This window comes from Luminiphilus sp. nBUS_07 (genome assembly GCF_051201685.1).
In the GTDB taxonomy this organism is placed as follows: domain Bacteria; phylum Pseudomonadota; class Gammaproteobacteria; order Pseudomonadales; family Halieaceae; genus Luminiphilus.
Window position 1 is genome coordinate 2142303 of sequence record NZ_CP179213.1, and the last position, 23173, is coordinate 2165475.

20 protein-coding genes are annotated in these 23173 nt (G+C 52.8%); 8 read left to right on the forward strand and 12 right to left on the reverse strand.

Annotated features, from left to right (window positions below):
- Window positions 1–97: 97 nt before the first annotated feature.
- The 3 genes from ACMAZB_RS09545 to ACMAZB_RS09555 form a co-directional block, all read right to left on the reverse strand.
- Complete coding sequence (locus ACMAZB_RS09545) at window positions 98–505, reverse strand: nuclear transport factor 2 family protein (RefSeq protein ID WP_435211325.1); 408 nt, start codon at window positions 503–505, stop codon at window positions 98–100.
- A gap of 13 nt (window positions 506–518) precedes the next feature.
- Complete coding sequence (locus ACMAZB_RS09550) at window positions 519–1742, reverse strand: acyl-CoA dehydrogenase family protein (RefSeq protein WP_435216744.1); 1224 nt, start codon at window positions 1740–1742, stop codon at window positions 519–521.
- Window positions 1743–2031: 289 nt separating this feature from the next.
- Window positions 2032–2361: a 2Fe-2S iron-sulfur cluster-binding protein gene (locus tag ACMAZB_RS09555; protein WP_435211329.1), complete on the reverse strand. Its 330-nt coding sequence runs from the start codon at window positions 2359–2361 to the stop codon at window positions 2032–2034.
- A 283-nt stretch (window positions 2362–2644) separates the two neighbouring features.
- Here ACMAZB_RS09555 and ACMAZB_RS09560 point away from each other — a divergent pair, with 283 nt between their 5' ends.
- The 4 genes from ACMAZB_RS09560 to ACMAZB_RS09575 are packed head-to-tail and all read left to right on the forward strand — an operon-like array spanning window position 2645 to window position 7389.
- The gene (locus tag ACMAZB_RS09560; RefSeq protein WP_435216746.1) at window positions 2645–4234 is read left to right on the forward strand and encodes an AMP-binding protein; all 1590 of its coding nucleotides are present in this window, start codon (window positions 2645–2647) and stop codon (window positions 4232–4234) included.
- A gap of 45 nt (window positions 4235–4279) precedes the next feature.
- Window positions 4280–5467: an acyl-CoA dehydrogenase family protein gene (locus ACMAZB_RS09565; RefSeq protein WP_435216747.1), complete on the forward strand. Its 1188-nt coding sequence runs from the start codon at window positions 4280–4282 to the stop codon at window positions 5465–5467.
- 27 nt (window positions 5468–5494) lie between these two features.
- Entirely contained in the window at window positions 5495–6571 is a 1077-nt protein-coding gene (locus ACMAZB_RS09570) for an acyl-CoA dehydrogenase family protein (protein WP_435216748.1), read from the forward strand.
- 56 nt (window positions 6572–6627) lie between these two features.
- Window positions 6628–7389, forward strand: a complete 762-nt coding sequence (locus ACMAZB_RS09575; RefSeq protein ID WP_435216749.1) for an SDR family NAD(P)-dependent oxidoreductase — start codon at window positions 6628–6630, stop codon at window positions 7387–7389.
- Window positions 7390–7445: 56 nt separating this feature from the next.
- Here ACMAZB_RS09575 and ACMAZB_RS09580 read toward each other — a convergent pair whose 3' ends face one another.
- Complete coding sequence (locus tag ACMAZB_RS09580) at window positions 7446–8783, reverse strand: aromatic ring-hydroxylating oxygenase subunit alpha (RefSeq protein WP_435216751.1); 1338 nt, start codon at window positions 8781–8783, stop codon at window positions 7446–7448.
- Window positions 8784–8916: 133 nt separating this feature from the next.
- Between ACMAZB_RS09580 and ACMAZB_RS09585 the strand changes: the two genes are divergently transcribed.
- Window positions 8917–9714: a ThuA domain-containing protein gene (locus tag ACMAZB_RS09585; RefSeq protein WP_435216753.1), complete on the forward strand. Its 798-nt coding sequence runs from the start codon at window positions 8917–8919 to the stop codon at window positions 9712–9714.
- A 40-nt stretch (window positions 9715–9754) separates the two neighbouring features.
- Here the strand turns inward: ACMAZB_RS09585 and ACMAZB_RS09590 are convergent, their stop codons facing one another.
- Window positions 9755–10771, reverse strand: a complete 1017-nt coding sequence (locus ACMAZB_RS09590) for an MDR family NADP-dependent oxidoreductase (protein ID WP_435216754.1) — start codon at window positions 10769–10771, stop codon at window positions 9755–9757.
- Between the two features lie 130 nt (window positions 10772–10901).
- On the opposite strand from ACMAZB_RS09590, the gene ACMAZB_RS09595 reads away from it, so the two are divergent.
- On the forward strand, window positions 10902–12878 hold the full coding sequence (locus ACMAZB_RS09595; RefSeq protein WP_435216755.1) for a PQQ-binding-like beta-propeller repeat protein: 1977 nt from the start codon (window positions 10902–10904) through the stop codon (window positions 12876–12878).
- A gap of 298 nt (window positions 12879–13176) precedes the next feature.
- Here the strand turns inward: ACMAZB_RS09595 and ACMAZB_RS09600 are convergent, their stop codons facing one another.
- From ACMAZB_RS09600 to ACMAZB_RS09625, 6 genes are read right to left on the reverse strand one after another with little or no spacing between them, the layout of a single operon-like run.
- On the reverse strand, window positions 13177–14181 hold the full coding sequence (locus ACMAZB_RS09600; RefSeq protein WP_435211346.1) for an LLM class flavin-dependent oxidoreductase: 1005 nt from the start codon (window positions 14179–14181) through the stop codon (window positions 13177–13179).
- A gap of 14 nt (window positions 14182–14195) precedes the next feature.
- Entirely contained in the window at window positions 14196–14999 is an 804-nt protein-coding gene (locus tag ACMAZB_RS09605) for an alpha/beta fold hydrolase (protein WP_435211348.1), read from the reverse strand.
- A 2-nt stretch (window positions 15000–15001) separates the two neighbouring features.
- On the reverse strand, window positions 15002–15658 hold the full coding sequence (locus ACMAZB_RS09610; RefSeq protein WP_435216757.1) for a TetR/AcrR family transcriptional regulator: 657 nt from the start codon (window positions 15656–15658) through the stop codon (window positions 15002–15004).
- A gap of 36 nt (window positions 15659–15694) precedes the next feature.
- Window positions 15695–17332, reverse strand: coding sequence for a long-chain-fatty-acid--CoA ligase (locus ACMAZB_RS09615; RefSeq protein WP_435216759.1), 1638 nt, complete (start codon window positions 17330–17332; stop codon window positions 15695–15697).
- Between the two features lie 8 nt (window positions 17333–17340).
- Window positions 17341–18363 (reverse strand): phosphotransferase family protein, encoded by a 1023-nt coding sequence (locus tag ACMAZB_RS09620; RefSeq protein ID WP_435216761.1) that lies wholly within the window; start codon window positions 18361–18363, stop codon window positions 17341–17343.
- Window positions 18360–19106, reverse strand: a complete 747-nt coding sequence (locus tag ACMAZB_RS09625; protein WP_435216763.1) for an SDR family oxidoreductase — start codon at window positions 19104–19106, stop codon at window positions 18360–18362. Before ACMAZB_RS09625 ends, ACMAZB_RS09620 begins: the two co-directional genes overlap by 4 nt.
- A gap of 305 nt (window positions 19107–19411) precedes the next feature.
- Here ACMAZB_RS09625 and ACMAZB_RS09630 point away from each other — a divergent pair, with 305 nt between their 5' ends.
- Together ACMAZB_RS09630 and ACMAZB_RS09635 are read left to right on the forward strand one after the other, a co-directional pair.
- The gene (locus ACMAZB_RS09630; RefSeq protein ID WP_435216765.1) at window positions 19412–20707 is read left to right on the forward strand and encodes an acyl-CoA dehydrogenase family protein; all 1296 of its coding nucleotides are present in this window, start codon (window positions 19412–19414) and stop codon (window positions 20705–20707) included.
- 133 nt (window positions 20708–20840) lie between these two features.
- A complete protein-coding gene (locus tag ACMAZB_RS09635; RefSeq protein WP_435216767.1) occupies window positions 20841–22904 on the forward strand; it encodes a PQQ-binding-like beta-propeller repeat protein in 2064 nt (687 codons plus the stop codon).
- On the opposite strand, the gene ACMAZB_RS09640 is transcribed toward ACMAZB_RS09635, so the two are convergent.
- Window positions 22898–23032 carry a hypothetical protein gene (locus ACMAZB_RS09640; protein WP_435216769.1) on the reverse strand — a complete coding sequence of 45 codons (135 nt, stop codon included), beginning with the start codon at window positions 23030–23032 and terminating at the stop codon, window positions 22898–22900. The genes ACMAZB_RS09635 and ACMAZB_RS09640 overlap by 7 nt on opposite strands.
- Window positions 23033–23173 lie beyond the last annotated feature (141 nt).

The window sequence follows — 23173 nt, forward strand, 5'->3', positions numbered from 1 at the left end:
CGATGTGCCTGCTGCCACGACGACTCAGGCGCTCCCTCATAGCCCTCAAACCTCGGAAACAGACCGCACCTTTAGCACCGATGCGGCAAGCTCCCCCTTACCCCCCTTGTTTGGCCTTAAACGCCTCATGTGCAGCTCTCAGCGGTGCCGCATCAAAATAGTAGGGCCTAATTTCACAAACCTTGCCATCGCGAAACCTGAACAGCTCACACAAGTGCGCTGGCTCGAGACCATCTGCAAATTCAAAATGGAGAATTGTCACTACATAATCACCACCACTGGTGATTTCCGTGCGCACAACGTTAGTAACCTCAATCATGCCAAACACCTGAGCATAGAGGTCACGCAGTGCTGTGATGCCGGTAAAGGTGCCTGCCATGGGCGTATCTGCGGCCTCTACGATAAAAAAATCGTCGGTCAATAGGGTTTCACAAGTATCGAAATCCCCTACAGCTGAGCTTTCATACAATTGGTTTACGATGGCTATTTTTTCGTCGTTTGTCATATCTAATTCCCTGTCACTGATTGGAAAATCGCTCAATAATCTGTTTGCCCAACGCCATTTGGTGGACTTCGTCAGGACCATCTGCCTGGCGGCACCAACGCGCGTAATTAAAATTCTCAGCCATAGACCAGTCTTCGGTGAGACCGCCGGCGCCATGCATTTGCATACAACGATCAATTACCGTCTGAATAACGACGGGTACTGTTGTCTTGGTCGCTGCGATCATGGGAATTGAGGCTGTTACCCCCTGATTGTCGATCGCCCAGCAGGTTTTCTGAACCAATAAACGTGCCATCTCTATTTCAGAGAAGCACTTCGAAATATTCTCTCGGATCGACTGATGCTTGCTTAGAGGCCGACCGAAAGTCTGTCGCTCAGTAACTCTTTGACAGGCATTTTCCAAAGCCTGTTGCCCCGCCCCAATCAAGCGCATGCAGTGATGCATTCGTCCCGGCGCCAAACGCGTCTGAGCAATTTCAAAACCACGACCCTCTCCCGCCAAAACATTTTCTAGCGGCACCCTCACTTCATCAAAAACGATTTCTGCATGACCCAAGGGCGCATCATCGTAACCCAGTGTCGTAAGCGGCCTGATGATGTTCACCCCGGGCGTATCTTTGGGCACCAAAACTTGGCTTTGCTGAAGGTGACGATTGCTGTTCTCCGGATCACTTTTTCCCATCACGATAAGAATTTTGCAGCGCTCATAAAGGGCGCCGGTGATAAACCATTTCCTGCCATTTAGTACCCAGGAGTCGCCGTCTCTGCGAATACTCAGCTGTACATTGGTGGCGTCGCTGGAGGCAACTTGAGGCTCTGTCATAGCGTAGGAAGATCGGATTTCGCCAGCCAGCAAAGGGGTCAACCACTCGGCTTTCTGCGCCTCGGTGCCAAAGTTCATGAACACTTCCATGTTGCCCGTATCGGGAGCATTACAGTTAAATACCTCCGCGGACCAAATGACGCGCCCCATCTCCTCTGCCAAAGGGGCGTATTCCAAAAAGTTAAGGCCACCCAGCTCGCTAAATTCAGCGTGATCCGGTGGCACAAACAAATTCCAAAGCCCCTGATCTCTCGCCTTACGCTTCAGCTCATCGATCAGCGGTAGCGCCGCAAAACGATTTTCTGCTGAGGCCAAAGCATGTCGATAAGCCACTTCATTAGGGAAAATAAATTCGGCCATAAACGCCTTTAGGCTCGTCAGTAAGGCTTCCGATTTTTCTGTCACTGTATGCATAGTCGTTTGATCGATCCTTGTCAGTACATTGCTTTTGGGCGGCCTGGGCGTGGGGTTTATCGACACCACAAGTAGGCTGCCATCCTACGTTTAATTTATTGCAACAGCGACGAAGTTTGTCGAGCGCGCCTCTTCCTATATTCGTACACTCCTGCAGTCCCGACCGTAGTCTCCATGCTCAAAGTGCCGTTGGCGAACCAGTCTACCCTCTGCGAGCTGTAGTCGACTTAAAACCCACCCAAAACGTTACCCCTGTGGCGACCAGGGCAAGCAATGATCTTTGATTTGCTTACTCCTCAGGAGCTATTTCCAAGGTCAGACCGTTCATTTCAGGGGTCATGGCTATTTGGCAGCTCAGGCGCGAGCGTCCCTTATCAAAGTGATCTGAATATGCGAGCAATAGATCTTCAACTTGCTCACGGGGCGGCAAGCGCGACATCCATTCTTCGGAAACATAGACGTGACAGGTAGCGCAAGATGCGCAACCACCGCAGGCTGCCTCTACGTCCAGGTCGTTTTCAAAGAGCAGTTGCATCAAGGTATCCTGCCCAGCGCTTTGCGCTATGTCACTCGTCACACCCTCACGGGAAGTTACGGTGACTTGTGGTAAATCAGACATCGCTTAAACATCTCCTTGGTTTTCAATTCTGGCGCCAATGCCGGCGCCAAAACTCGACAGGCCTGCAGGCGCCCACGCTGGCAAGGAGTAAACACTCTCTGCAACGCCCCGCGCAATTTCGATCAACAAGTGGCACAATGCCACCGATCGACAACACAAACAATCTTGTTTGTTTGCTTCGTACAGATTGAGATATCCTTAGGCGGGTGTTACATCGCCTGGGAAAGCGAATAGCAAAAACCGGTGTAGCAATAATAATAGGTTATAGCGCGACAGGAGCTCCATGTCTCGGAACACATATCGTAATACGACGCTAGCTCGAGTAGCCCAGCAGCTGTATCAGGATTGCCCTAATGACATTGCTATACGCTTTGACGATGGCTCGTGCATAAGTTACGGAGAAGCATGGGAGTCCGGTGCGGCCTTGGCCTCGGCCTTACTCGCCCGAGGACTTAATCCCGGCGACACAGTAAGCTTTCAGCTTCCCAACAGCCGATTTGCCGTCATTGTCATGGTTGCCGCGGCTATTGGGGGATTCGTTATAAATCCCATCGTGCCGATATACCGAAATAAAGAGGTGGGTTACATCCTCCGCCATGCAGCAACGCAAGCCCTTTTCATTCCTGCGGAGCTGCGGGGCTTTAATTACGTAGCCATGATGGAACAGCTTATTAAAGACTGCCCCAACTTGCATCGGGTCATTTATTTAGGTGAAGCACAAGACCTACCCGATAACTTTGAAACCTTCGATCAGCTACTGGAATCCGGCAGAAATCAGCCCATAGAGCCCGCCCAAGCCGATCCAGATGAGACCAAAATACTACTCTACACGTCGGGGACAACCGGGAACCCCAAGCAGGTACGTCACAGCCACAACACACTCAACGCCGCCCTTGATAACGGCGTCGACGGCTGGCAGCTAACAGACCAAGACCTCATGCTCATGCCCTCTCCAGTGACTCATATCACGGGCTACGTCAATGGTATGGAAATGCCCTTCTTTACACCCACAAAAACGCTGCTTATGTCCCAGTGGGACGTGAACAACGCCATCAAACTGATTGAAGCTTATGGCGCCACGACTTGCGTTAGCGCGACGCCATTTCTCAAGGAGCTAGTGGATGCCTGCCAGCACCAGGGTAAAACCTTACCGGGCTTTCGGTTGTTTGCCTGCGGCGGCGCCTCAGTGCCTGCGGCCCTGATTCATTCAGCTTGGGATTCACTTGATGATTGCCGCGCCGTACGCGTTTACGGCTCAACCGAAGTTCCCTTGGTGACAGTGGGCTTTCTAGAAGCCGCTCAAAGAGATCTCGCCGCCGAGACAGACGGTCAGGTTGCCAACTACGACGTGATGATTGTGGATGACAACGGTAATGATGTGGGCTTAAACATCGATGGAGAAATTTTGGCCAAAGGGCCCGCGATGATGTTGGGCTATAGTGATGATGAACAAAATCGTGAAGCCTTTACGCCATCGGGCTATTTTCGAACCGGAGATATCGGGCGTTTGCTCGCATCAGGCGCGCTCATTATTTCCGATCGAAAAAAGGACATCATTATCCGGGGCGGAGAAAATATAGCCGCTAGAGAAATTGAGGATACCCTATTGTTGTCTAACGCTATTGCAGAGGTCGCAATTGTTGCTGTACCCCACAGTCGCCTGGGTGAAGGCGTGGGTGCTTGTGTTGTGCCTGCGGCAGGATTTCAAGTAGACATGGACACCCTGCGTGAGATTCTGGCAACGAGTGGCTTAGCCAAACAGAAATGGCCACAGTATTTGGAGTTGCTTTCTGCGTTACCCAAAACAGCCTCAGGCAAAGTTCAAAAAGACAAATTGAGACAAAGCATCCGTCAGCAAGGGGTCAGCCTATGAGGCAACAACTTTTTTCTGCAGACGGCAAAAAAACGAGGCAGCTTCATGATCGATTATGAAAATTTCCGAAAGTCTGTCAGAGATTTTTTAACAGAAGCCCTTACACCGGAATTGCGTCGAGCCGGCGAACTAACCACCTCCGTATTCTCAGATTTTAAGGCGGCGCTGGCTTGGCAGAAAAAACTGCACGCCCAAGGTTGGATAGCACCCGACTGGCCTTCCGAATTTGGAGGGCCCGGCTGGGACATACAGCAGCGTTACATCTTTCAGGAAGAGTGCAAACTCGCCAATGCACCCAGTGTTGTGATGATGGGTATCCAAATGCTGGGCCCCATGCTGATGCATTACGGTACCGAGGAACAAAAGCAACATTACCTGCCAAGAATGCTCTCGGGGGAGGATATCTGGTGTCAGGGCTATTCAGAGCCCGGCGCGGGCTCCGACCTTGCATCGTTGAAAACCAGCGCCATTCGCGACGGCGACGACTTCATCGTTAACGGCACCAAAATATGGACCAGCATGGCGCATCATGCCAACCAAATTTTCTGTCTTGTGCGCACAGATAAAGACGTGAAACCCCAAGCGGGTATCAGCTTTCTGCTTATCGACCTTGAGACTGCCGGCATTACGATTACACCCATCGTTAGCCTCGACGGTCAGGTCGAGCAATGTCAGGTCTTCTTCGACGCCGTTAGGGTCCCCTGCGCAAACCTGTTGGGCGCCGAAAATGACGGCTGGTCAGTGGCAAAGTCTTTGCTGGAATTTGAGCGCGGCGGACATAATTTCACCATTGATGTTAAAAAACAGCTACGCAAAATTCATGACCAGACCAAGCTCACGCCTTGGGGTGAAAAAACCCGCGCAGACGACCCCGTTTTTCGACATCGGCTCGCTGAGGCGGAAATAGATGCTATAGCGTTGGAACAAACTGAACTCAGAATCAAAGGGACTGTTGAGGCCGGTGGCAATCCGGGTGCACTGTCCTCTTTGGTTAAGGTTGTAGGCACTGAACTGGGACAGCGCCTCAATGAGCTAAGCATGGATTTAGTCGGGCCAGCTGCAAGCCCTCAGTGTTTAGATGCACTCGACCCCTATTACGAGGGTGATGCGCCAGTTCCAGATCACGCACTCACTGCCATGGCGGAATACATTAACAACAGGGCCGCCACCATCTACGGCGGCACTGCAGAGATACAGCGCACGATTATCGCCAAAAAGGTGTTGGGACTATGACCCGTCAAATTCAGATGAGGTTCAACCGTGACTGATGAACAAAAGATGTTGCAGGACAGTGCAGAGCGCTACCTCAGGGAAAATTATGAGTTCGCCAGCAGGCAGAACGCTCTAGACAGCGGGCACGCAATTGACCTCGATCGCTGGCAGGCCTTCTCTGATATGGGGTGGGCAGCGATGACTGCTCCTGAAGATGCTGACGGCTTTGGCTTCGGACTCGCTGATATCGCGCCGGTTATAGAATCATTCGGCTATTACCTTGTTCGCGAACCCTTGCTGGAATCTGCTGTGCTTGCCGGAGGCGTCATTGCGGCGGCATCCGAAACTGCCAAAGCACAATACCTTCCGGGAATCATTGACGGCTCCATAATTGCCACTATTCCTCAGAGAAACACCGCGCCATTGACCATACATACTGTCGATGGGGAAGACCGCCTGAGGGGAGACCTTCAATTTGTACCCTCCGGTGGCACTGCTAGCCACATTCTGGCGCCAACTAAGCACGGCAATCAAAACCACTGGGCGATAATTGATTTGTCTCAATCAGGGACTTCACGAGTGGTTTATCAAAGCCACGATGGACGGCAAGGCGCGCACATTTCTGTTGACCAGGCTTATGATGGGAGCTGTATTTTATTGTCGGGAGCTGACGCAGACGCAGCGACTGACGCACTTTATACCCGCGCCATGCTAGTAGCTGCAGCAGAAGGCGTCGGCGCTATGCAGGGCGCCTTAGATTCAACCGTCGAGTACACTCGACAGCGCGAGCAATTTGGTCAGCCCCTGTCGTCCTTTCAAGCACTGCAACACCGAATGGCAGATATGCTGATACAAACCGAATTAGCCCGCTCTCTGGTGCTCGCGGCCTGCCAGGCATGGGATACTCAGGCTGAAAATGCCTCAACACTGGCACTGGCAGCAAAAGCTAAAGTTGATTTAGCAGCGCGTAACGTGACCCAAGAAGCTATTCAAATGCATGGTGGGATCGCAACCACCAACGAGTATAAAGTAGGCCACTATTTTAAGCGTGTCGCCTTACTCGAAAGCTGGCCCCAACACCGTGATGCACTGATTGCAGAATTCATTCAGCGCCGAGAGGCGTAAGTCACGGCGAACTAAACCACTATTAATAACAAGTCAGCCCCAACAGGAGAAATACAATGGATCTAGAGCTCAACGGAAAAGTGGCCTTGATTACCGGTTCGACCAAAGGTATCGGTCGTGGAATTGCAGAGCGATTAGCTGCGGAGGGCTGCCATGTCGGCATCTGTGCCCGTAATGAAGCAGAAGTAACAGCTGCCATCAGTGAACTCGAAGCCCACGGCGTTAAAGTCGCAGGCGCTGCCGTCGACGTCGCCAGTGCGGATTCCATGCAAGCTTGGGTGGACCACTGTGTCGCCACCCTGGGTGGCGTCGATATTTTTGTTTCCAACGTATCGGCTGGCGGTGCAGATGCTTCAGAAGACGGATGGCGTGCAAACTTTGAGGTCGACATGCTCGCTACGTGGCGCGGCGTCCAGCAGGTAACACCGCACCTAGAAAAATCCGACGCGGGCAACATTGTCGTCATCTCGTCCACGGCGGCCCTGGAAGCCTTTGCAGGCGCTGTGCCCTACAGCGCAGTGAAAGCCGCCCTTCTCAACTACGCGGGCAACCTCGCTCAGGATATGGCGCCCAAAGGTATCCGAGTGAACTCAGTCAGCCCGGGACCCGTGTTTATTGATGGGGGAGCTTGGGACGACATTAAGCAGGCAATGCCCGAAATTTATGAAGGGACAGTCGCAGCTATTCCCATGGGTCGTATGGGCAGTGCCGCAGAAGTTGCCGATGCTGTGGCCTTCCTGGCGAGCCCGCGCTCAGGCTTCACAACTGGGACCAACATGGTGCTCGACGGCGGCTTTACCAAGCGTCTACAATTCTAGGATCAACGCGGTGTGGATGCAGATCCACACCGCTCTGGCTTTACTGAAACGTTTAGCTAGGGCGAAGCCATAAGATCGTTAAGGTGCTCGTGAAACGCTTGCACTCGCCGCTCTTGGTTTGGCATCCAAAACCCCTGAAACCCCGACGATGCCAAGCCCGCTTGCTGAGCCTTGGCAATACTCAAATCCTGATCTGCGGTAGTGCCAAGGGTTTGCTCCCCGTATGTAACATACTCATGTTCAGCATCAGTGACCGGCAAATCAGGCCCCCCTGCGGGTGATGGCGTCATCGTTTGGCCATCGACGCGGTTCACTAACCACCAGTGATCAAAATAACAGCGGTCCGCTTGTGTCGGATGCGGTCTCGGTCTCAGTAGCTGTACGCCATCAGGGCCTACTGTAATGACGTTATTGGGAAAAATGTTGTAGATCACATAATCAGTGAGCTGATAATTGGACCGATAAGCGTAATGCAAAAAGCCCCGCTCAGCTCCCAACTCACGCTTGGACTTCTGTATCGAAATACGAAGATCACTCCATGTTTCCCTTCCTTGATAGTCATCACTATCAACTCCCCAGGCCTGAGCCATCGTCTTTAGCGGCTCGCCGATAACTTCAGAACCATATTGCTGTGACGGCATAAAGGCAGGAAACCACCCCCGGTTATGCCCTCTGGGAAAAAGGTCAAATTGACAGTCTTGATAATCCGCGGCGATGTAAGGAATCAGCTCCGGATGAAGCACTTTAACGTGGTAAGCCTCGTTAAAATTATCCGTGATTATTTTCCAGTTAGACTCTGCGTCCGCTGTAATATCAAGCACCCGCACCATCGCTTCCATACGATGTGAGTCGAGCTCGCTTGTGATTTGCTCACCTAAAAACTCCTCTAATGGAACGGCCTTTGCGTCGAGGTTGTACCAGATCAGGCCAAAGCGCTCACAGCATAAAACCTCATGCAGCCGCGCACGACCACAGGGACTCTCACGAAAATCCTCCTCGTCGGGCACCGCAACGACAGTGCCCTCCCAGTCGAATTGCCAGCCGTGATAAGGGCAGTGAAATCGCTCGACTGCACCCTCAGCAGCATCAGTAATTCGCGTACCGCGATGGGGGCAGACGTTGAGAAATGCCTTGGCGCTGCCGTCGGCTTGCCGCACTAAAATGACCGACTCATGACCAATTTCAGTCGTCAGATAATCGCCGGGCTCCGTCATTTGATAGGACACTCCCCCAATGTTCCAAACCCTACGCCATACCTGCTCTAGCTCGCGCTGCAGATATTCATTAGAGGTGTAACGGTCCGCAGTGATAGAGTCACCCCTGAGTGCAGGCTCAGCTTGCTTGGGCGGTCGATCGAGCTCTAGGGGCAATGTAATGGGCTCACGTGCGGTCATAAAGATCCCTTAATCAATACTGATAAAACAATACCATCAATGTAACGGTGACGTTTAAAAAGACAAGCCAAAGGCATCGACAATACCTAGGCACTACAGACACTTCTACGATAGTGACAGGGAAGCCAAAACCATGGGCATTATTAATTACCAACCTGAACTCAGCGCGCTAGTCGCGACCAAGGGACACCCCTACCCAAAAGATGCTTTCAGCGAATGCTTAGATAGTCTGGCTGGCATTACCTGCACGGTGGTGGAGCAGCCTGCCAGTCAAAAGTTTTTAGACCCTGCATTGGCCGCCCCCTATGACGTGTTGGTTTTTTACGATATGCCGGGCATTGATTTCAGCGAGCAGCCCCCGACAGCTACAAGGCCCCCAAAGCGCTTACAAGAAAACATGAGTCGACTTTTGGAGGCCGGTAAGGGCATGGTGTTTCTCCACCACGCTCTGGCCGCTTGGCCGATGTGGCCAGAGTTTGGAGAGATTATTGGTGGACGATTTTTCTACAGCCCTCAAGACTGTCGAGGTCGGCCAGTCCTGGATTCAGGCTATCGCCATGAGGTGACGCATGACATCTCATTGGCCTCCCCTGATCACCCCGTTACTCAGGGGCTGCCAGAAAATTTTCAATTAACCGATGAACTTTATTTATGTGAAATCTTTGATGACTCGGTACACCCTCTGCTCACCAGCAACTATTCCTTTATTCGGGAGAATTTTTACTCGGCTCATCACGCTGTGACAGGAAAAATGTACTGCAACGAGGGCTGGTATCCCACCGAGGGGTCATCACTGGTAGGGTGGACTAGACATCACAAAAACAGCCGCATCGTTTACCTACAACCGGGAGACGGCGCCGAAACGCTTGGCGATGTCCATTATCGACTGCTGTTAGCAAACGCCATTCGCTGGGCCGCCAATAACGCCTAATTTACTCCTTAAGCGTTATGGCAGCGCATCAAGCAATCCCCTAACCCTCGCCAACAGCGACGAGATTTTTACCTTGGGTAGTGCCCGCCATCATGGCACTGTAGGCAGCCCCTGCCCCCGGCAACCCCTGTGTGATGTTCTCCATTGCTTTGAGTTTCCCTGATAGCAACCAAGATTCCAGAGCGGCTGATGCTGCGGGCAAATCATCGAGATAGCTGTACAGCAGGAATCCCTGCATTTTCAGTTGTCGCTCCACAACTTGCCATAGGTTGTATAACGGCGTCGGCGTCGCCGCGTTGTTATAGTCGGAGATCATCCCGCAACCCACGATACGGCCGCCCTGAGCCATAGTCATTAAAGCGGCATCAAGGGTCGCCCCACCCACATTGTCGAAGTAAACGTTCACGCCCTCTGGGCAGGTTCGAGCAAGAGCTGCAGCCAAATCTGGCTCTTTACGATAGTTGACAACAGCGTGGGCACCCAACTCTTTTAACACCACCTCGGCCTTATCGTCAGCACCAACAATGCCCACCACGCGGCACCCCTCAAGGGCGGCAATTTGACAGGCCATACTGCCCGTTGCCCCCGCGGCAGCACTCACTAGAACCGTCTCTCCGGATTTAATACCACCAATGCGATGGAGCCCGACATAGGCCGTCTGACCCGAGCCACCCAATGCTCCGGCATACCAACTCAGGGGGAGCGCCGGGTTGGGGGTAAGCTTTCTGAGTAGCACTGTATTCCCGTCACTGAGAGAGTAGTCCTCCCAGTGGTGTAAGCCAAAAACTAGATCTCCTGGCTCAAAACCCAGCAGTTGAGAGGTTTCTACACGGGCTATAGATGGGCCCCTTATGGCGCCGCCCAAGGCAATAGGTTCAAAATAATTCGCTGTACCGTCTAACCAGCTTCGGATGGCGGCCTCTAAAGACAGGTAAAGATTGCGAACCACCATCTGCCCCGGGCCTGCACTAGGCACTGGCGCTGTAACTAGACGAAAATCATCTGCGACGGGTACACCCTGAGGGTGAGCAGCAAGCACGACTTGGCGATTTATCATGTCAAACCTCTTGTTATTTTAATCTGCTCCATAGGGATACAGCGCAAAAAAACCTTATACTGATGCCATAAGAATTCCAACCAAAAACACCGACGACGACATTAACAACGAGTCGCGGTAGAGGGGTCTCATGCGTAGTCATCAATTTAGCCTTCTAGGCTGTTATCTGTTCGACGGAAAGTCCCTTGCCCTTATGGCGTTTATCCTAAGTGCTTCGGTTTTTTTGGCCAATCAAACATCCGCATCAGACAGCGCGGCTGTACTGACCTCAACTGACGAGCTTCAAGCTGGCGGCGAGTTTGACAACCGTAGCGCTCTACCGGGAGCCGCGCTTTACAGCACCCACTGTGCCACCTGCCACCTCGGCCAAGTCTACAAAGCGCCTCATCAAACGTGGCTTGAAATGATGTCTCAGAAAGCTCTCTACACCACTATGACAGAAGGAATCATGGCCCCGCAGGCCTCCAAGCTTTCGGAGCAGCAAAAAGTCGAGGTCATTGAATACCTGACCTCGCAACGCTATACCCCAGCAAAGTCAGCATCGCAGCCGGTTAATACCTGCACCGGCGACGCGGCAACTTTTGCAGCCTGGGACAACCAAGAGATCACCGGCTGGGGACGAGACACGTCAAGGTATGTTCCAGACGCGGTCGCAGGCTTGAACCAAGCCGACCTTCCAAAACTGCGACTTAAGTGGAGCTTTGGGTATGCCGGGGCCTTTAGAGCGCGCTCGCAACCGAGCATAGCAATGGGCGCAATCTATACGGGCAGTCAGGATGGCATCGTTTATGCTCTGGATCTGGAAACCGGTTGCGTTCGCTGGTCTTTTTCAGCCAGCGCAGAAATACGAACCGGTATTGTATTAGGCCAACATGGCGAGACACGCCCTCTGGCGTTCTTCGGTGACATCATTGCCAATCTCTATGCCGTTGACGCCACAACCGGGGAGCTGGTTTGGAAGATCAGCGCCGACGATCATCCCAGCGCAACCCTTACGGGCACCCCTGCCTATCATGCGGGTATTGTTTATGCCCCCGTATCTTCCCTTGAGGTCACAGCGGCCGCAGACCCCGACTACCCCTGCTGCACTTTCAGAGGCAAAGTCATTGCAGTCGATGCAAACTCAGGTTCTACCAACTGGGAGAGTTACACCGTACCCGAACCCCCAAGTCAGCAAGGAGTATCGAGTGTAGGCACCGCGATACTCGCGCCGTCGGGCGCACCCGTGTGGAATAGCCCGACACTCGATCCAGCGAACAATCGACTATTTTTTGGCTCGGGGGAAAATTACTCATCTCCAGCCGATGGTAATAGCGACGCAATCTTTGCGGTGCGCATGGATACCGGTGAAAGACTTTGGACCCGTCAAGTATTTGCCGGGGACGCCTGGAACGTGGGTTGCATGATGTCGGTTAACCACCCCAACTGCCCTCCCGAGATGGGCCCAGACTACGATCAGGGTTCCAGCCCGTTATTGATCAAACGTCCCGAGGCTGAAGATGTCATTGTTGCAGGCCATAAAGATGGCAGTGTCGTGGCTTATGATGCCGCGACCGGAGCACAACGGCAGTGGGTGACCAAAGTTGGCCGTGGCAGTATCCAAGGTGGCGTACATTTTGGAATGGCGGCAGAGGGAACTCGAGTCTACGCCCCCATTAACGATATGAACGATACACGCAACGGCGAGGACTTGGACCCAGCGTTGGCCCGTCCTGGGGTTCATGCTATCGACGCTGAAAATGGCGCAGTGCTTTGGAGTCATGTACAGGAAGACATCTGCAGCGACGATCGCCCACTGTGTGACCCCGGCGTGTCTGCCCCGCTGACCGCACTCACCAATGCAGTCATCGCTGGGCATCTTGATGGCCACCTGCGCGCCTACGACGGCCAAACCGGTGAGGTTATTTGGGACTATGACACCAAGCGTGATTTCAACACCGTCAATGGGGTCGCTGCATCTGGCGGTGGCATGAGCGGCGCAGGCGTTACCGTTGCACAAGGCCACGTTGTCGTGAATTCAGGGTACGGGCTTTACTTTCATGAACCGGGGAACGCCCTTTTGGTTTTTGCAGTTGACGAAAGCCCGACATTGACTGCCAATCAGTGAACTCCGCTAGCCACCGATCACTGGGAGCAGCGCAGAAAGGCGCCTCCCTGTTTCACCGAAGATTGAAAAGTGCCAAACCGCGGATTGCAAGGTACACGGGTTTCCTCTGCCCGGGCTGATGATAGGCAACACCCCCTGACCTAAGAGCAATTGATTGACACTGTCGACAATCAGACGTGGCACAGACATACACGACGCTTAATGCGTGGAATGTAGGGGCATCTTTGCAATGAGTGAAAGCAAAAAAGCCGGCGATAGCCGGCTTTTTCCAAGAGCTGTTGAGGTAACGTCTTACAAATTAACCTTTGAGGCGAGGCAGAACCTTCTCTGCGATGTAGTTCAAACGGCGATTTCCTGACTCGACGCTCTCTCCAGGAAACTGAGCCCAGAAGTGAATATCTGAGATCATGGGATACGTTTCAATCATAGCGGAGAGTTTTTCGACGGCCATATCGGCGTCCCAAAGTTCATAGAGTCCGTTATCAATCGCAGACCTCGCATCGGGGAACAAAGGCGTCTGATCCGGTGGCCCAAAGGCGCCCCAACGTATGTACTCGTTGGATTGATAAAGCACGTGCTCGCCGACGTTAGCAGCCTCGGCCTCAGGGTCTTCAGCGATAATCGCCCAGCACCCTAAAATAATATTGCCTTCTTCCGGCGACTTACCATTATTTTTAAGCGCTTCTACATATACATCCATACCAATCCCACCGGTACAGAGGAAGCCATCGGCAATCCTTGCGGCACGATCAATAGCCGGGGGCGCCATGCCGCCCAACAGAATCTTGGGGGCCCGCTTGGGGGTCGGTGTTATGCAGAGGTCCCCCACACTAAACCGCTTGCCTTCAAAATTTACCGGCTCACCCGACCAGGCGCGACGTAAAATCTCAATGCCCTCCTCTACGAGGCTTGGGCGGTGTGAAATCTTGCGGCCAAACTGTTCGAACTCAAGCTGTCGGTAACCAATGCCTACGCCAAGATCAAAACGCCCGCCTGTCATAAGCGACAGTGTTGCAGCATCTTCAGCGATACGAACTGGGTCAGCGATCGGCAACAGCATCAGATTGGTGCCCAGCTTCATGTGCTTGGTTCTTGCGCCAATCGCCGCGTGAATCATCAGTGGCGATGGCGTATAGCCGTCGTCGCAAAAATGGTGCTCCGTCAGCCATACCGAATCAAAGCCCATACCCTCTGCGGCAACAATCTGATCCAGCCGCTCCTGATAAAACACCTCAAAATCGATTTGCCAAGGCTTGGGATTACGAAAGTCGTACCACAATCCGAAATCTACTTGATTAGTCATTAAAACTCCCTGGTCTAATTAGATGCAACGAAGCGAATCAAACTTTCTAGATAAGCCTCACGCTCTTCGATAAATGGCGCGTGACCACTCTCCGGAAACTCGACGCCCTCGGCCTTGGGATGATTCTCTGCGACCCAACGGGATATTTCCGGAGCAACAAAACCGTCCTGCCCACAGATATACGAGAGGATGGGAATATCCAGTTCAGCCATAATGTCGCGTTGATCGAGATGAGCCAGTTCACCCAACGTCGCCGACGCGCGGGCAGCAGAACCAATGAAAGTGTCGCCCATCCAAGTGAGCAAGGCATCAGACACTGGCTTGGCAGTCACCGCATGGGCTAGTCCTGCCAAGAATGTCACCCGGTCCGCATTCATTGCCTGCACTATTCCTGCCACATCTTCAGCGTTACCGCCTAACGCCAAGTCGGGCTTTTGCGTGTAAATTGGGCTGGCACCCGCCGTTAGAATTAATGCCGCACAACGCGCTCCTAAAGAATGGGCCGCTCGTGTTGCCACAGCTCCGCCTAAAGACCAGCCATTGAGATAAACCGTTTTAAGCGCTAGTGAATCGACAAGAGACACAACATCGGCTGCAATTGCATCGATGCTCAAATCTGCAAAATCATGATCGGAACGCCCGCAACCACGATGATCGATAGTGATAACACGAAGACCTGCGTCTAGAAGTGGAATCAGTACGCCATCCCAAGTGCGACCACTCATACCCCAGCCATGGATCAGTATTAGTGCCTTCTCCCCTGAGCCCACATCTTCAAAGTAGATGGACTTTTCCCCGTCGACCTTTAATCGTGCCATGTTTAATGCCTCGCGTTGATTACGTAAAAGGTCAGCATTTGCTCGAGGTAGGCGAAGAATGCATCTAGATCAAGCGCATCTGCTGCAACGACCCATTGATAAATCGCACCAAACATCATCGAACAGTAAACCCCCGCCAATTGCTGACAGTCGATGTCCGCGCTGAAATCGCCGGCCTCAACGCCCTGCTCAAGCCATTTGGAAACGTCCCGTCGATAAATTTTGTGGTGGTGGGCAAGACTGGCGCGAATATCAGAAGCTTCTCCTAGAGACTCGTACCACAAAATGTACATGGCTCTCAGGTAGCCAGATTCCACTCGAAAAATATCGCGCTGGGCGTGAATGGCACAGCGCAGCGCATCTAATCCAGATTTATCCTTGATGTAATCTGCAATATGCTGCTTCCAAATATCATCAAATTTATCGAATAACTCCATCCAAAGGCCGTCTTTCGATCCAAAGCGATAACTCGCCAAACCTCGGCTGTAGCCAGCGTGCTCTCCAATATCCTTGAGCGTAGTCTTCGCGGTACCGCGTTTATTAATGAGGTCAATCGCCGCCTCAAACATTTTTTTATCAGACTGAGCACTGCGCTCTGCCTGTTTGTTGATGGCACCTGATTGATCATTAGATGTGGTTTTTACAACACTTTTACTCATGGACAAGCTGTCCTTCTTATTTTGTGGTTGGTGCATTTATTCACGGCAAATTTCGATAGGCAAGTGACCGTCACCATGATCTAAACGGAGCTGTTTCTTATCCAACTTGCCGACACTGGTTTTGGGTAACTCAGAGACAAAAGACCAGTATTCAGGCACCCAAAACTTAGCTACTTTGTCTTGCAGGAACGCTCTGATTTGGGCCGCAGAGGCGAGTAGTTCATCCGCACAAACAACAACCGCCAGTGGTCGCTCCTGCCAACGCTCATCGGCAACGCCAATAACCGCAACTTCAGCAACTCCCGGAGTTTGTAATATGGCATCCTCAAGATCAACCGAAGAAATCCATTCGCCTCCCGACTTGATAACATCCTTCATACGATCAGTCAGTTGCACATACCCCTGCCTGTCTATGTGTCCCACGTCCCCCGTTCTCAGCCAGCCATCTGCAGTAAAGGCGTCACTTTCAATATCAAGGTAACTTCCTGTCACCCAGGCTCCCTGCAACTGCAGCTCCCCCACCGTGTGTCCGTCCTCGGGCAGAAGGCAGTCAGCCTCATCAACAACGCGCACGCTCACTCCGGGGACTGGCCGACCACTCTTCATCCGCCACTGCGTCTCTGGCGTGTCAGCCAAGTCTTTTGGCGGGTGTGACAGCACACACATCGGGCTGGTCTCGGTCATCCCCCAACCTTGAATGACAGGGACACCCCAGCGATCACGCGCGCCCTCAATCATAGACGAGGGCACGGCGGATCCGCCGCACACCAAAGCTCTGAAAGTGCCCATCTGATCTTGGGTCAGCGCCTTATCTCGCAAGAGGTCGCCTAGTATCGTAGGCACCATCGCCGTTAATGTGGGTTGTGACGCCAAAATCATCGTTTTTAAATGTTCGAGCTGAGTGTGAGGTCCGGGCATCACCATATCCGCACCCGACATCCAACCGCTGTAGGGAAAACCCCAAGCGTTGGCGTGAAACATGGCTGGCAGCATCAATATGGTGTCTCGCTCTTGTACACCGAAACTGTCTACAGATCGCGAAGCCAAAGCATGAAGATAGGTCGTCTTGTGACTGTAAACAACGCCCTTAGGATTACCCGTAGTGCCGCTGGTGTAACAAATTCCTGCCGCCTGTGTCTCTGGAATTTCCGGCCAGTCATGATGCTCTAGCTGGTTATCAAGCAGGCTCTCAAGGCTAATAATTCGGTCGTCCTCAAGACCACCTTGAGGATTCGCAACAATGATATGTCGTACCTCAGGAATTTGACTGAGAACGGGGCGAAACTGGGCCTCCAATCGACCATCGACAAAAACACAGCGATCCTGCGCGTGGTTGATAATATAAGCAATTTGGTCCGCAGCAAGCCGGCAATTAAGCGTGTGCATGACCGCACCCATACTAGGGGCGGCAAGATAAACCCCTAGATGCGTCACTCCGTTCCAAAGAAATGTGCCTACTCGATCGCCACTGCCAACGCCCAATGTCGCCAGCCCATTCGCCATTCGACCCGCCAGTGATTCTATCTCCCGGTAGGACCACCAATGGAGATCCACGCCGTCATAGTCGGCGACGCGACTGCTGGAAAAATGACGAGCCCCAAATTTAAACAGAGTGGCCACACCAAGAGGCGTATGCATCATGGTGCTCAACATGCTGGGGTCATTGACGGCCATAGGTTGCGCTACCAATTTCCAGCCGCGGCCTGCTCGGCCTCGGCTAATAACGCAGGGACATCGTGCTCGAGTCCGGCAGCGTAGGGGGTATTAACTTTACCCTCCACGTAGAGACCATAAGCACCTTCTATTATTGCAGCGAGTCGCCAAGCAGCGAGTGCGATGTAGTAACCCATTGCGTCGGTGGAGCGACCCGTCTCACTAGACCAAACCCCAGCCAGATGCCTTCGGTCGACAACCCCTGAACGCCTTGAGATCGCTTGCAAATGAGAAAACGCCGGGGGGACACAGGCGCGCTTGTCACCCCAAAACAACAGTGCCAGCGCGACGTCCATTGCCGGGTCACCGACAGTGGCGAGCTCCCAATCAATAATGGCCTTGATCTCTGGGGTTTCCGTGCTTACCAAGGTGTTGTCAAGATGGTAATCACCGTGAATCAGCGCCGGGCGTTCTGTATCAGGCCTATTATCCTGTAGCCACGCACCCAGTTCGAACAGCAGCGGAAGCTCTCTGACAGCGTGTTCTTTACGAACAGCTAACCAGCGCTCTAACTGGCGACTGACAAAATTATCAGGGCGCCCTAATGAAGACAGGGCCTCATGAGGCCAAACAATGCTGTGGACGTCAGCGAGTTGTCGCATCATGTCTTCACCCAGCGCGTTGGTAGCTTCCACGGGGTCCCAATCAGCGTTGGGGAGTGTTGCAGTTACCGAGCTGCCATTGATCCACTCTTGAACTAAAAAAGGCCGCCCCATCACCTCGGTATCATCGCACCAGGCGATTAGCTTAGGAGCCTTAACGATGCCTTCCACAAGTTTCAGCACTTTAGACTCGCGCTCAATTCCCCTAGCAGAATTCGGCGAGATAGCCTCGTCCGGCGTTGTTCTGACAACGCATGATTGTTCGGCACTGGAGAAGTGCCAAGTTAAATTTGAGTTACCACCGCTCAAGGGCCCTAAAAACTGAACATTAGACCAGTGCAGGTTTTCTTGGAGCCAGCGACAAACGGCATCCTGAGACGCGGTACTCATGGACTGACAACCCCAAAACTGCACATGAGCCCGCCGTCTACAGGGACTGTGGCTCCGGTCATGTAGCGACTTTGGCTAACCCAATAGACAACTTCAGCAACCTCTCGGTCTTGACCCAATCGGCCCATCGGAATTTTTGCTTTCATATTATCCATCGCAGCGTCAGTCAGTCCCGAGGTCATATCAGTCAAAACTAGGCCCGGAATCACGAGATTGACCGTGATGCCTTGCTTGGCCATCTCAATGGCCAGTGCGTTAGTCATTCCCGATAGGCCGGCTTTTGACGACGCATAAGCCACATCCCCGGGAAATCCTCGAAAGCCTACGACAGCACCGATATTTATAATGCTGGCCCCCGCCTCCATATGCGGCTTTGCCGCCCTGATCATATTGAGGGCTCCAGTGAGGTTGACGTTGAGAACGGTTTGCCAATCTTCAGGGCTTAACCGCTCGACTTTGCCGCCCCGATGGACGCCAGCGTTGTTGACGACAACATCAATGCGTCCAAAGGTCGCAATGGTCTCATCAACCGCACGTTGGGCAGCGGCAACATCACTCACGTCGGCTTGAATCGCTACCACACCTGCGCCCAAACGGTCAGCCGTACTGACAGCTTCCTCACCTCTGGCCACAATCACTACGCGGCACCCCTGCTCCTTCGCTCGAGCCGCAATTGCAGCGCCGATACCCCGAGACGCACCAGTGACCAGCCATACCGGTTGATTGCTAGGGTCACCGCTCATTATTTTCTCCAATTCAAACGCCATGGTGTTTTCGGGTTATTATTGAGTTAAACTTGTTCGGAACAAGTTACAACTAGCTGGCAATTTTAACAACCCCAGATGTGCACCAAATTCTTCGTCGGAGCGTGTAAAACCTACTGAAAACACAACTCATAGACTGACTGCACATTGCTTGTTTGCGTTAAGCAAGTCTACACTTATCATTACACAACAAGGGCTCGACCGCATCTCCTAGCCACAGACATCAGTTTGAGGCATTGAGCAGAGCAAATCGGGCATGACACGATGGATTGAGGAGATCACCCATGACATGGTCGTTTGAAACGGACGCCGACTTCCAAGAGTCACTCGATTGGATTGACACTTTTACTAAAGAAGAAATTGAGCCCCTCGATTTGGTCTTCCGCGAACCGGGGGACCCCTGGGACCCCAACTCACCTGCCGCCGCGGCCATGGCACCACTGCGAGAGATTGTTAAAAGCAAACGACTTTGGGCATGCCACCTCGAGCCTGAATTGGGCGGACAAGGCTACGGCCAAGTCGCCTTGGGTCTTATGAATGAAATCTTGGGAAGAAGCCGTTTCGGGCCCAGTGTTTTTGGTTGCCAAGCGCCCGACTCGGGTAATGCCGAGATATTGGCCAAATTTGGGACAGAGGATCAAAAGGAAAGGTTCCTCAAACCGCTGCTTAACGCCGACATTGCCTCGTGCTACTCAATGACCGAACCCCAAGCAGGCGCCGATCCCGGAGAGTTCCTTTGCACCGCAACTCGAGATGGCGATGAATGGGTCATCAACGGTGAGAAGTGGTTTGCCTCTCATGCACGCTTCAGCGCCTTTTTGCTGGTTATGGTTGTAACCAATCCTGATGTGCCAATTCACAAAGGCGCGTCTATTTTTCTAGTTGAGCAAGGCACACCGGGCATGGATATCATCCGGAATTCGGCTGTGGGACCCTATGTAGAACAAGGTGACGGTGTTCACGCTTACATTGAGTTTAAAAACTGTCGCGTACCGGCAAGTAATCTGCTGGGTGAAGAAGGTGACGGTTTCTTAGTTGCCCAGACTCGCCTTGGCGGTGGTCGCGTACACCACGCTATGCGCAGCGTGGGTGTTATCCGCAAAGCTATCGACATGATGTGTGAACGCGCCTTGAGCCGTAAAACGAAGGGCGAACTCCTTGCCGACAAGCAGATGACCCAAGAAAAAATTGCCGACGCCTATACCATCATGATGCAGTATCGACTGCATGTTCTGTACACCGCCTGGCTGATCGATAAGCACAAAGAATATAATCGCGAGGTCCGCAAGGAAATCGCTGCAATCAAAGCCGCGACACCTAAGGTGCTTTTAGAAGTGGTTTCTCGCGCCATGCACCTCCACGGCAGTTTAGGCAGTTCTGACGAAACGCCGCTGGCACATATGTGGGCCAATATCCCTGAATTAGGTGTCGTTGACGGACCAACAGAAGTCCACAAAATAGCCGTCGCTAAAGGCGTGCTGCGCGATTACGCCCCGCACGACGCGCTATTCCCTTCGTATCACACGCCCACTCAACGCGCCCAAGCTTTAGAGAAGTATGGCCACTATCTAGAGGGCTAAATTAACGCCGCTGGAAGCTGCAGCGTAATTCGATGTTCGTGGGGCATTGAGCCTGCAGCTTCAAAAGCCGTCAAATAACAAGCGCAACGCATTGAAATCCCCCCACCCAATGCAAACTACCGGAGCTAATACTATGAGGCTGTTCACACTCATCACGTTTTTTCTGGCAGTGCCGACGATAGTTCAGGCCTCTTCCTCCACACAGGTGCTGTACGAAGAGCAATGCGCCTCCTGCCACAGTAGCAGTTTGCGTGGGTCCGCCCATGGAGCGGCATTAGCGGGAAAACCCTTCCTTGATAAATGGCGCGAACAAGATGCTCAGGCGCTTCTTAGCCTGACTATGAGCAGCATGCCCCCAGGGGAATCACACACTCTATCCGAAGATGAACACGCCTCACTGATTCAATACATCATCGAGCACAATGCCGCATCGCTAAAGGACTCCAATTTATTGGCAAGTTCAGGTGGCCTCAAAGCCAGCAAGGGCGACGCAGAATCGGCGGCCACCGAATTTTCTGGGGCCGATGCCGTCATGGACATGGCGCGAAATGCCGGTCAATTTGAACCGCGAATGGTCGAGGGCTTTCGCCCGGTCACCACCGCTGACATCAATACCCCCCCCGACGCCGACTGGCTTAATTGGCGACGCACACCTGATGGTCATGGACACAGCCCACTCAAAGCCATTAATCGGTCGAATGTTCGTCAACTGGGTCTAAGCTGGTCCATCGCCATGCATCAAGGCAGTAACCAAGGCACGCCCTTGGTAAGAGATGGTGTCATGTTTCTGACCCACCCCAACAACAAAATACAAGCTATCAACGCAGCCACAGGGGATCTTATTTGGGAGTATCAATACAACTTCCCCAAGGGTTCTAGGCTGCTTGGTGGGCCAACACGCAACATAGCCATTTTTGAAGATCGCTTATTTCTTGCGACCTATGACGCCGCTGTGGTGGCCATTGATGCACGGAGTGGTCAGCAGTTGTGGCGCAGCGAAAAAGCCGATTATCGCAAAGCCTATACCCACAGTGCTGGACCCATCATCGCCGATGGCATCGTGGTGAGCGGCATTAATGGGTGCGAGCTGTTTACTGAGGATGGTTGTTTTATCACAGGACACGACCCTGCGACCGGCGCGGAGCTATGGCGCACCTCTACCCTAGCCCTGCCGGGCTCTCCTGAGTTTGAGAGTTGGGGGAACATTGCGGCAGATCGGCGAGGCGGCAGTGATATGTGGATTGCGGGTTCCTACGACGCCGAACTTAAGCGGGTTATCTTTGGTACCTCCCAGCCAAAACCTTGGGCAGCAGTAAGTCGAGGAATGACTACCGGTGATGCCGCGCTCTATACCAACTCCACTTTAGCCGTCGATCCTAAGACCGGCGAGATGGCATGGTACTTTCAACATATCCCGGGCGAGACTATTGATATGGAGGTCGGATTCGAGCGAATTTTGACCACCACCAATGGCGTACCTGAAGTTATGACTGTCGGTAAAGACGGCATTCTATGGAAGCTGAATCGTCAAACAGGCGAGTACATCGACCTTATGGAGACCATGGAACAAAATATTTTTACCGTGAACCGTGACACAGGAGCACTAACGTACCGCGAAGATATTGTTGAAGCAGACATTGGGGATACCTTCACAGCCTGTCCAGGTATTTACGGCGGCCATAACTGGCAGTCAGCAACCTTTGACGAGACTGCGCAGCTGCTTTTTCTGCCGGTTCATCAGCTCTGTTCCGACATGACACCGCGTGCAGTAGATCTAGGGCCCGGTGGCGGCGGTTATGGCGCTGATGTTGCCACCTACCCCATGCCCGGTAAGGAAGACGCGGTTGGCAAACTCATCGCAGTTGACGTGGTGAACATGAAACCAGTGTGGGAGGTCGAACAGGCCGCCCTGTTCTTGAGCGGTGCCTTAACAACCGATGGCGGTCTGCTCTTTATCGGCGATCTCGATCGGCGGTTTAAAGCGTTGGACACTCAGACAGGCGAAACCCTATGGTCGACACGTCTGCCTGCACCAGCACACGGTTACCCTATTACCTATGCCGCCAATGGCCAGCAATTTGTGGCGATTCAAACTGGCATTGGTGTATTTCGCGCGTTGACCGCCGTGCTCTTCCCGGAGATTTATCAACCCGCAGATGGGCAGGGGCTATTCGTATTTTCAATCAATAGTCAGTAACCCCAACTGTAAGCGATACAAACACTAGCGCCCGACTGTGCCAGTGCGAGGGCAATGCCACCCCCTATGCCGCCATGACCTGGGCTCAGCGGCTCCAGCGAGTATTCAATTTTGAGGCCTGCGGGCATGACGTGTTCATTGAGCGAACCAAAAAAAAAGAAAGCTAGGCAGTTCAATCTCGGGGGGAATAGCCGCCGTGACGTGTACAGTCCGGCGGCTGGTATAAGGTAAGCTCGGAACCTTACGACTAACCGGCGGTCACGCAGACC

What these genes read in the sequence shown, in the direction of transcription:
- ACMAZB_RS09545 (WP_435211325.1), bottom strand. Translation starts at nt 505, where the DNA reads ATGACAAACGACGAAAAAATAGCCATCGTAAACCAATTGTATGAAAGC.
- ACMAZB_RS09550 (WP_435216744.1), bottom strand. Translation starts at nt 1,742, where the DNA reads ATGCATACAGTGACAGAAAAATCGGAAGCCTTACTGACGAGCCTAAAG.
- ACMAZB_RS09555 (WP_435211329.1), bottom strand. Translation starts at nt 2,361, where the DNA reads ATGTCTGATTTACCACAAGTCACCGTAACTTCCCGTGAGGGTGTGACG.
- ACMAZB_RS09560 (WP_435216746.1), top strand. Translation starts at nt 2,645, where the DNA reads ATGTCTCGGAACACATATCGTAATACGACGCTAGCTCGAGTAGCCCAG.
- ACMAZB_RS09565 (WP_435216747.1), top strand. Translation starts at nt 4,280, where the DNA reads ATGATCGATTATGAAAATTTCCGAAAGTCTGTCAGAGATTTTTTAACA.
- ACMAZB_RS09575 (WP_435216749.1), top strand. Translation starts at nt 6,628, where the DNA reads ATGGATCTAGAGCTCAACGGAAAAGTGGCCTTGATTACCGGTTCGACC.
- ACMAZB_RS09580 (WP_435216751.1), bottom strand. Translation starts at nt 8,783, where the DNA reads ATGACCGCACGTGAGCCCATTACATTGCCCCTAGAGCTCGATCGACCG.
- ACMAZB_RS09585 (WP_435216753.1), top strand. Translation starts at nt 8,917, where the DNA reads ATGGGCATTATTAATTACCAACCTGAACTCAGCGCGCTAGTCGCGACC.
- ACMAZB_RS09590 (WP_435216754.1), bottom strand. Translation starts at nt 10,771, where the DNA reads ATGATAAATCGCCAAGTCGTGCTTGCTGCTCACCCTCAGGGTGTACCC.
- ACMAZB_RS09595 (WP_435216755.1), top strand. Translation starts at nt 10,902, where the DNA reads ATGCGTAGTCATCAATTTAGCCTTCTAGGCTGTTATCTGTTCGACGGA.
- ACMAZB_RS09600 (WP_435211346.1), bottom strand. Translation starts at nt 14,181, where the DNA reads ATGACTAATCAAGTAGATTTCGGATTGTGGTACGACTTTCGTAATCCC.
- ACMAZB_RS09605 (WP_435211348.1), bottom strand. Translation starts at nt 14,999, where the DNA reads ATGGCACGATTAAAGGTCGACGGGGAAAAGTCCATCTACTTTGAAGAT.
- ACMAZB_RS09610 (WP_435216757.1), bottom strand. Translation starts at nt 15,658, where the DNA reads ATGAGTAAAAGTGTTGTAAAAACCACATCTAATGATCAATCAGGTGCC.
- ACMAZB_RS09615 (WP_435216759.1), bottom strand. Translation starts at nt 17,332, where the DNA reads ATGGCCGTCAATGACCCCAGCATGTTGAGCACCATGATGCATACGCCT.
- ACMAZB_RS09620 (WP_435216761.1), bottom strand. Translation starts at nt 18,363, where the DNA reads ATGAGTACCGCGTCTCAGGATGCCGTTTGTCGCTGGCTCCAAGAAAAC.
- ACMAZB_RS09625 (WP_435216763.1), bottom strand. Translation starts at nt 19,106, where the DNA reads ATGAGCGGTGACCCTAGCAATCAACCGGTATGGCTGGTCACTGGTGCG.
- ACMAZB_RS09630 (WP_435216765.1), top strand. Translation starts at nt 19,412, where the DNA reads ATGACATGGTCGTTTGAAACGGACGCCGACTTCCAAGAGTCACTCGAT.
- ACMAZB_RS09635 (WP_435216767.1), top strand. Translation starts at nt 20,841, where the DNA reads ATGAGGCTGTTCACACTCATCACGTTTTTTCTGGCAGTGCCGACGATA.
- ACMAZB_RS09640 (WP_435216769.1), bottom strand. Translation starts at nt 23,032, where the DNA reads ATGCCCGCAGGCCTCAAAATTGAATACTCGCTGGAGCCGCTGAGCCCA.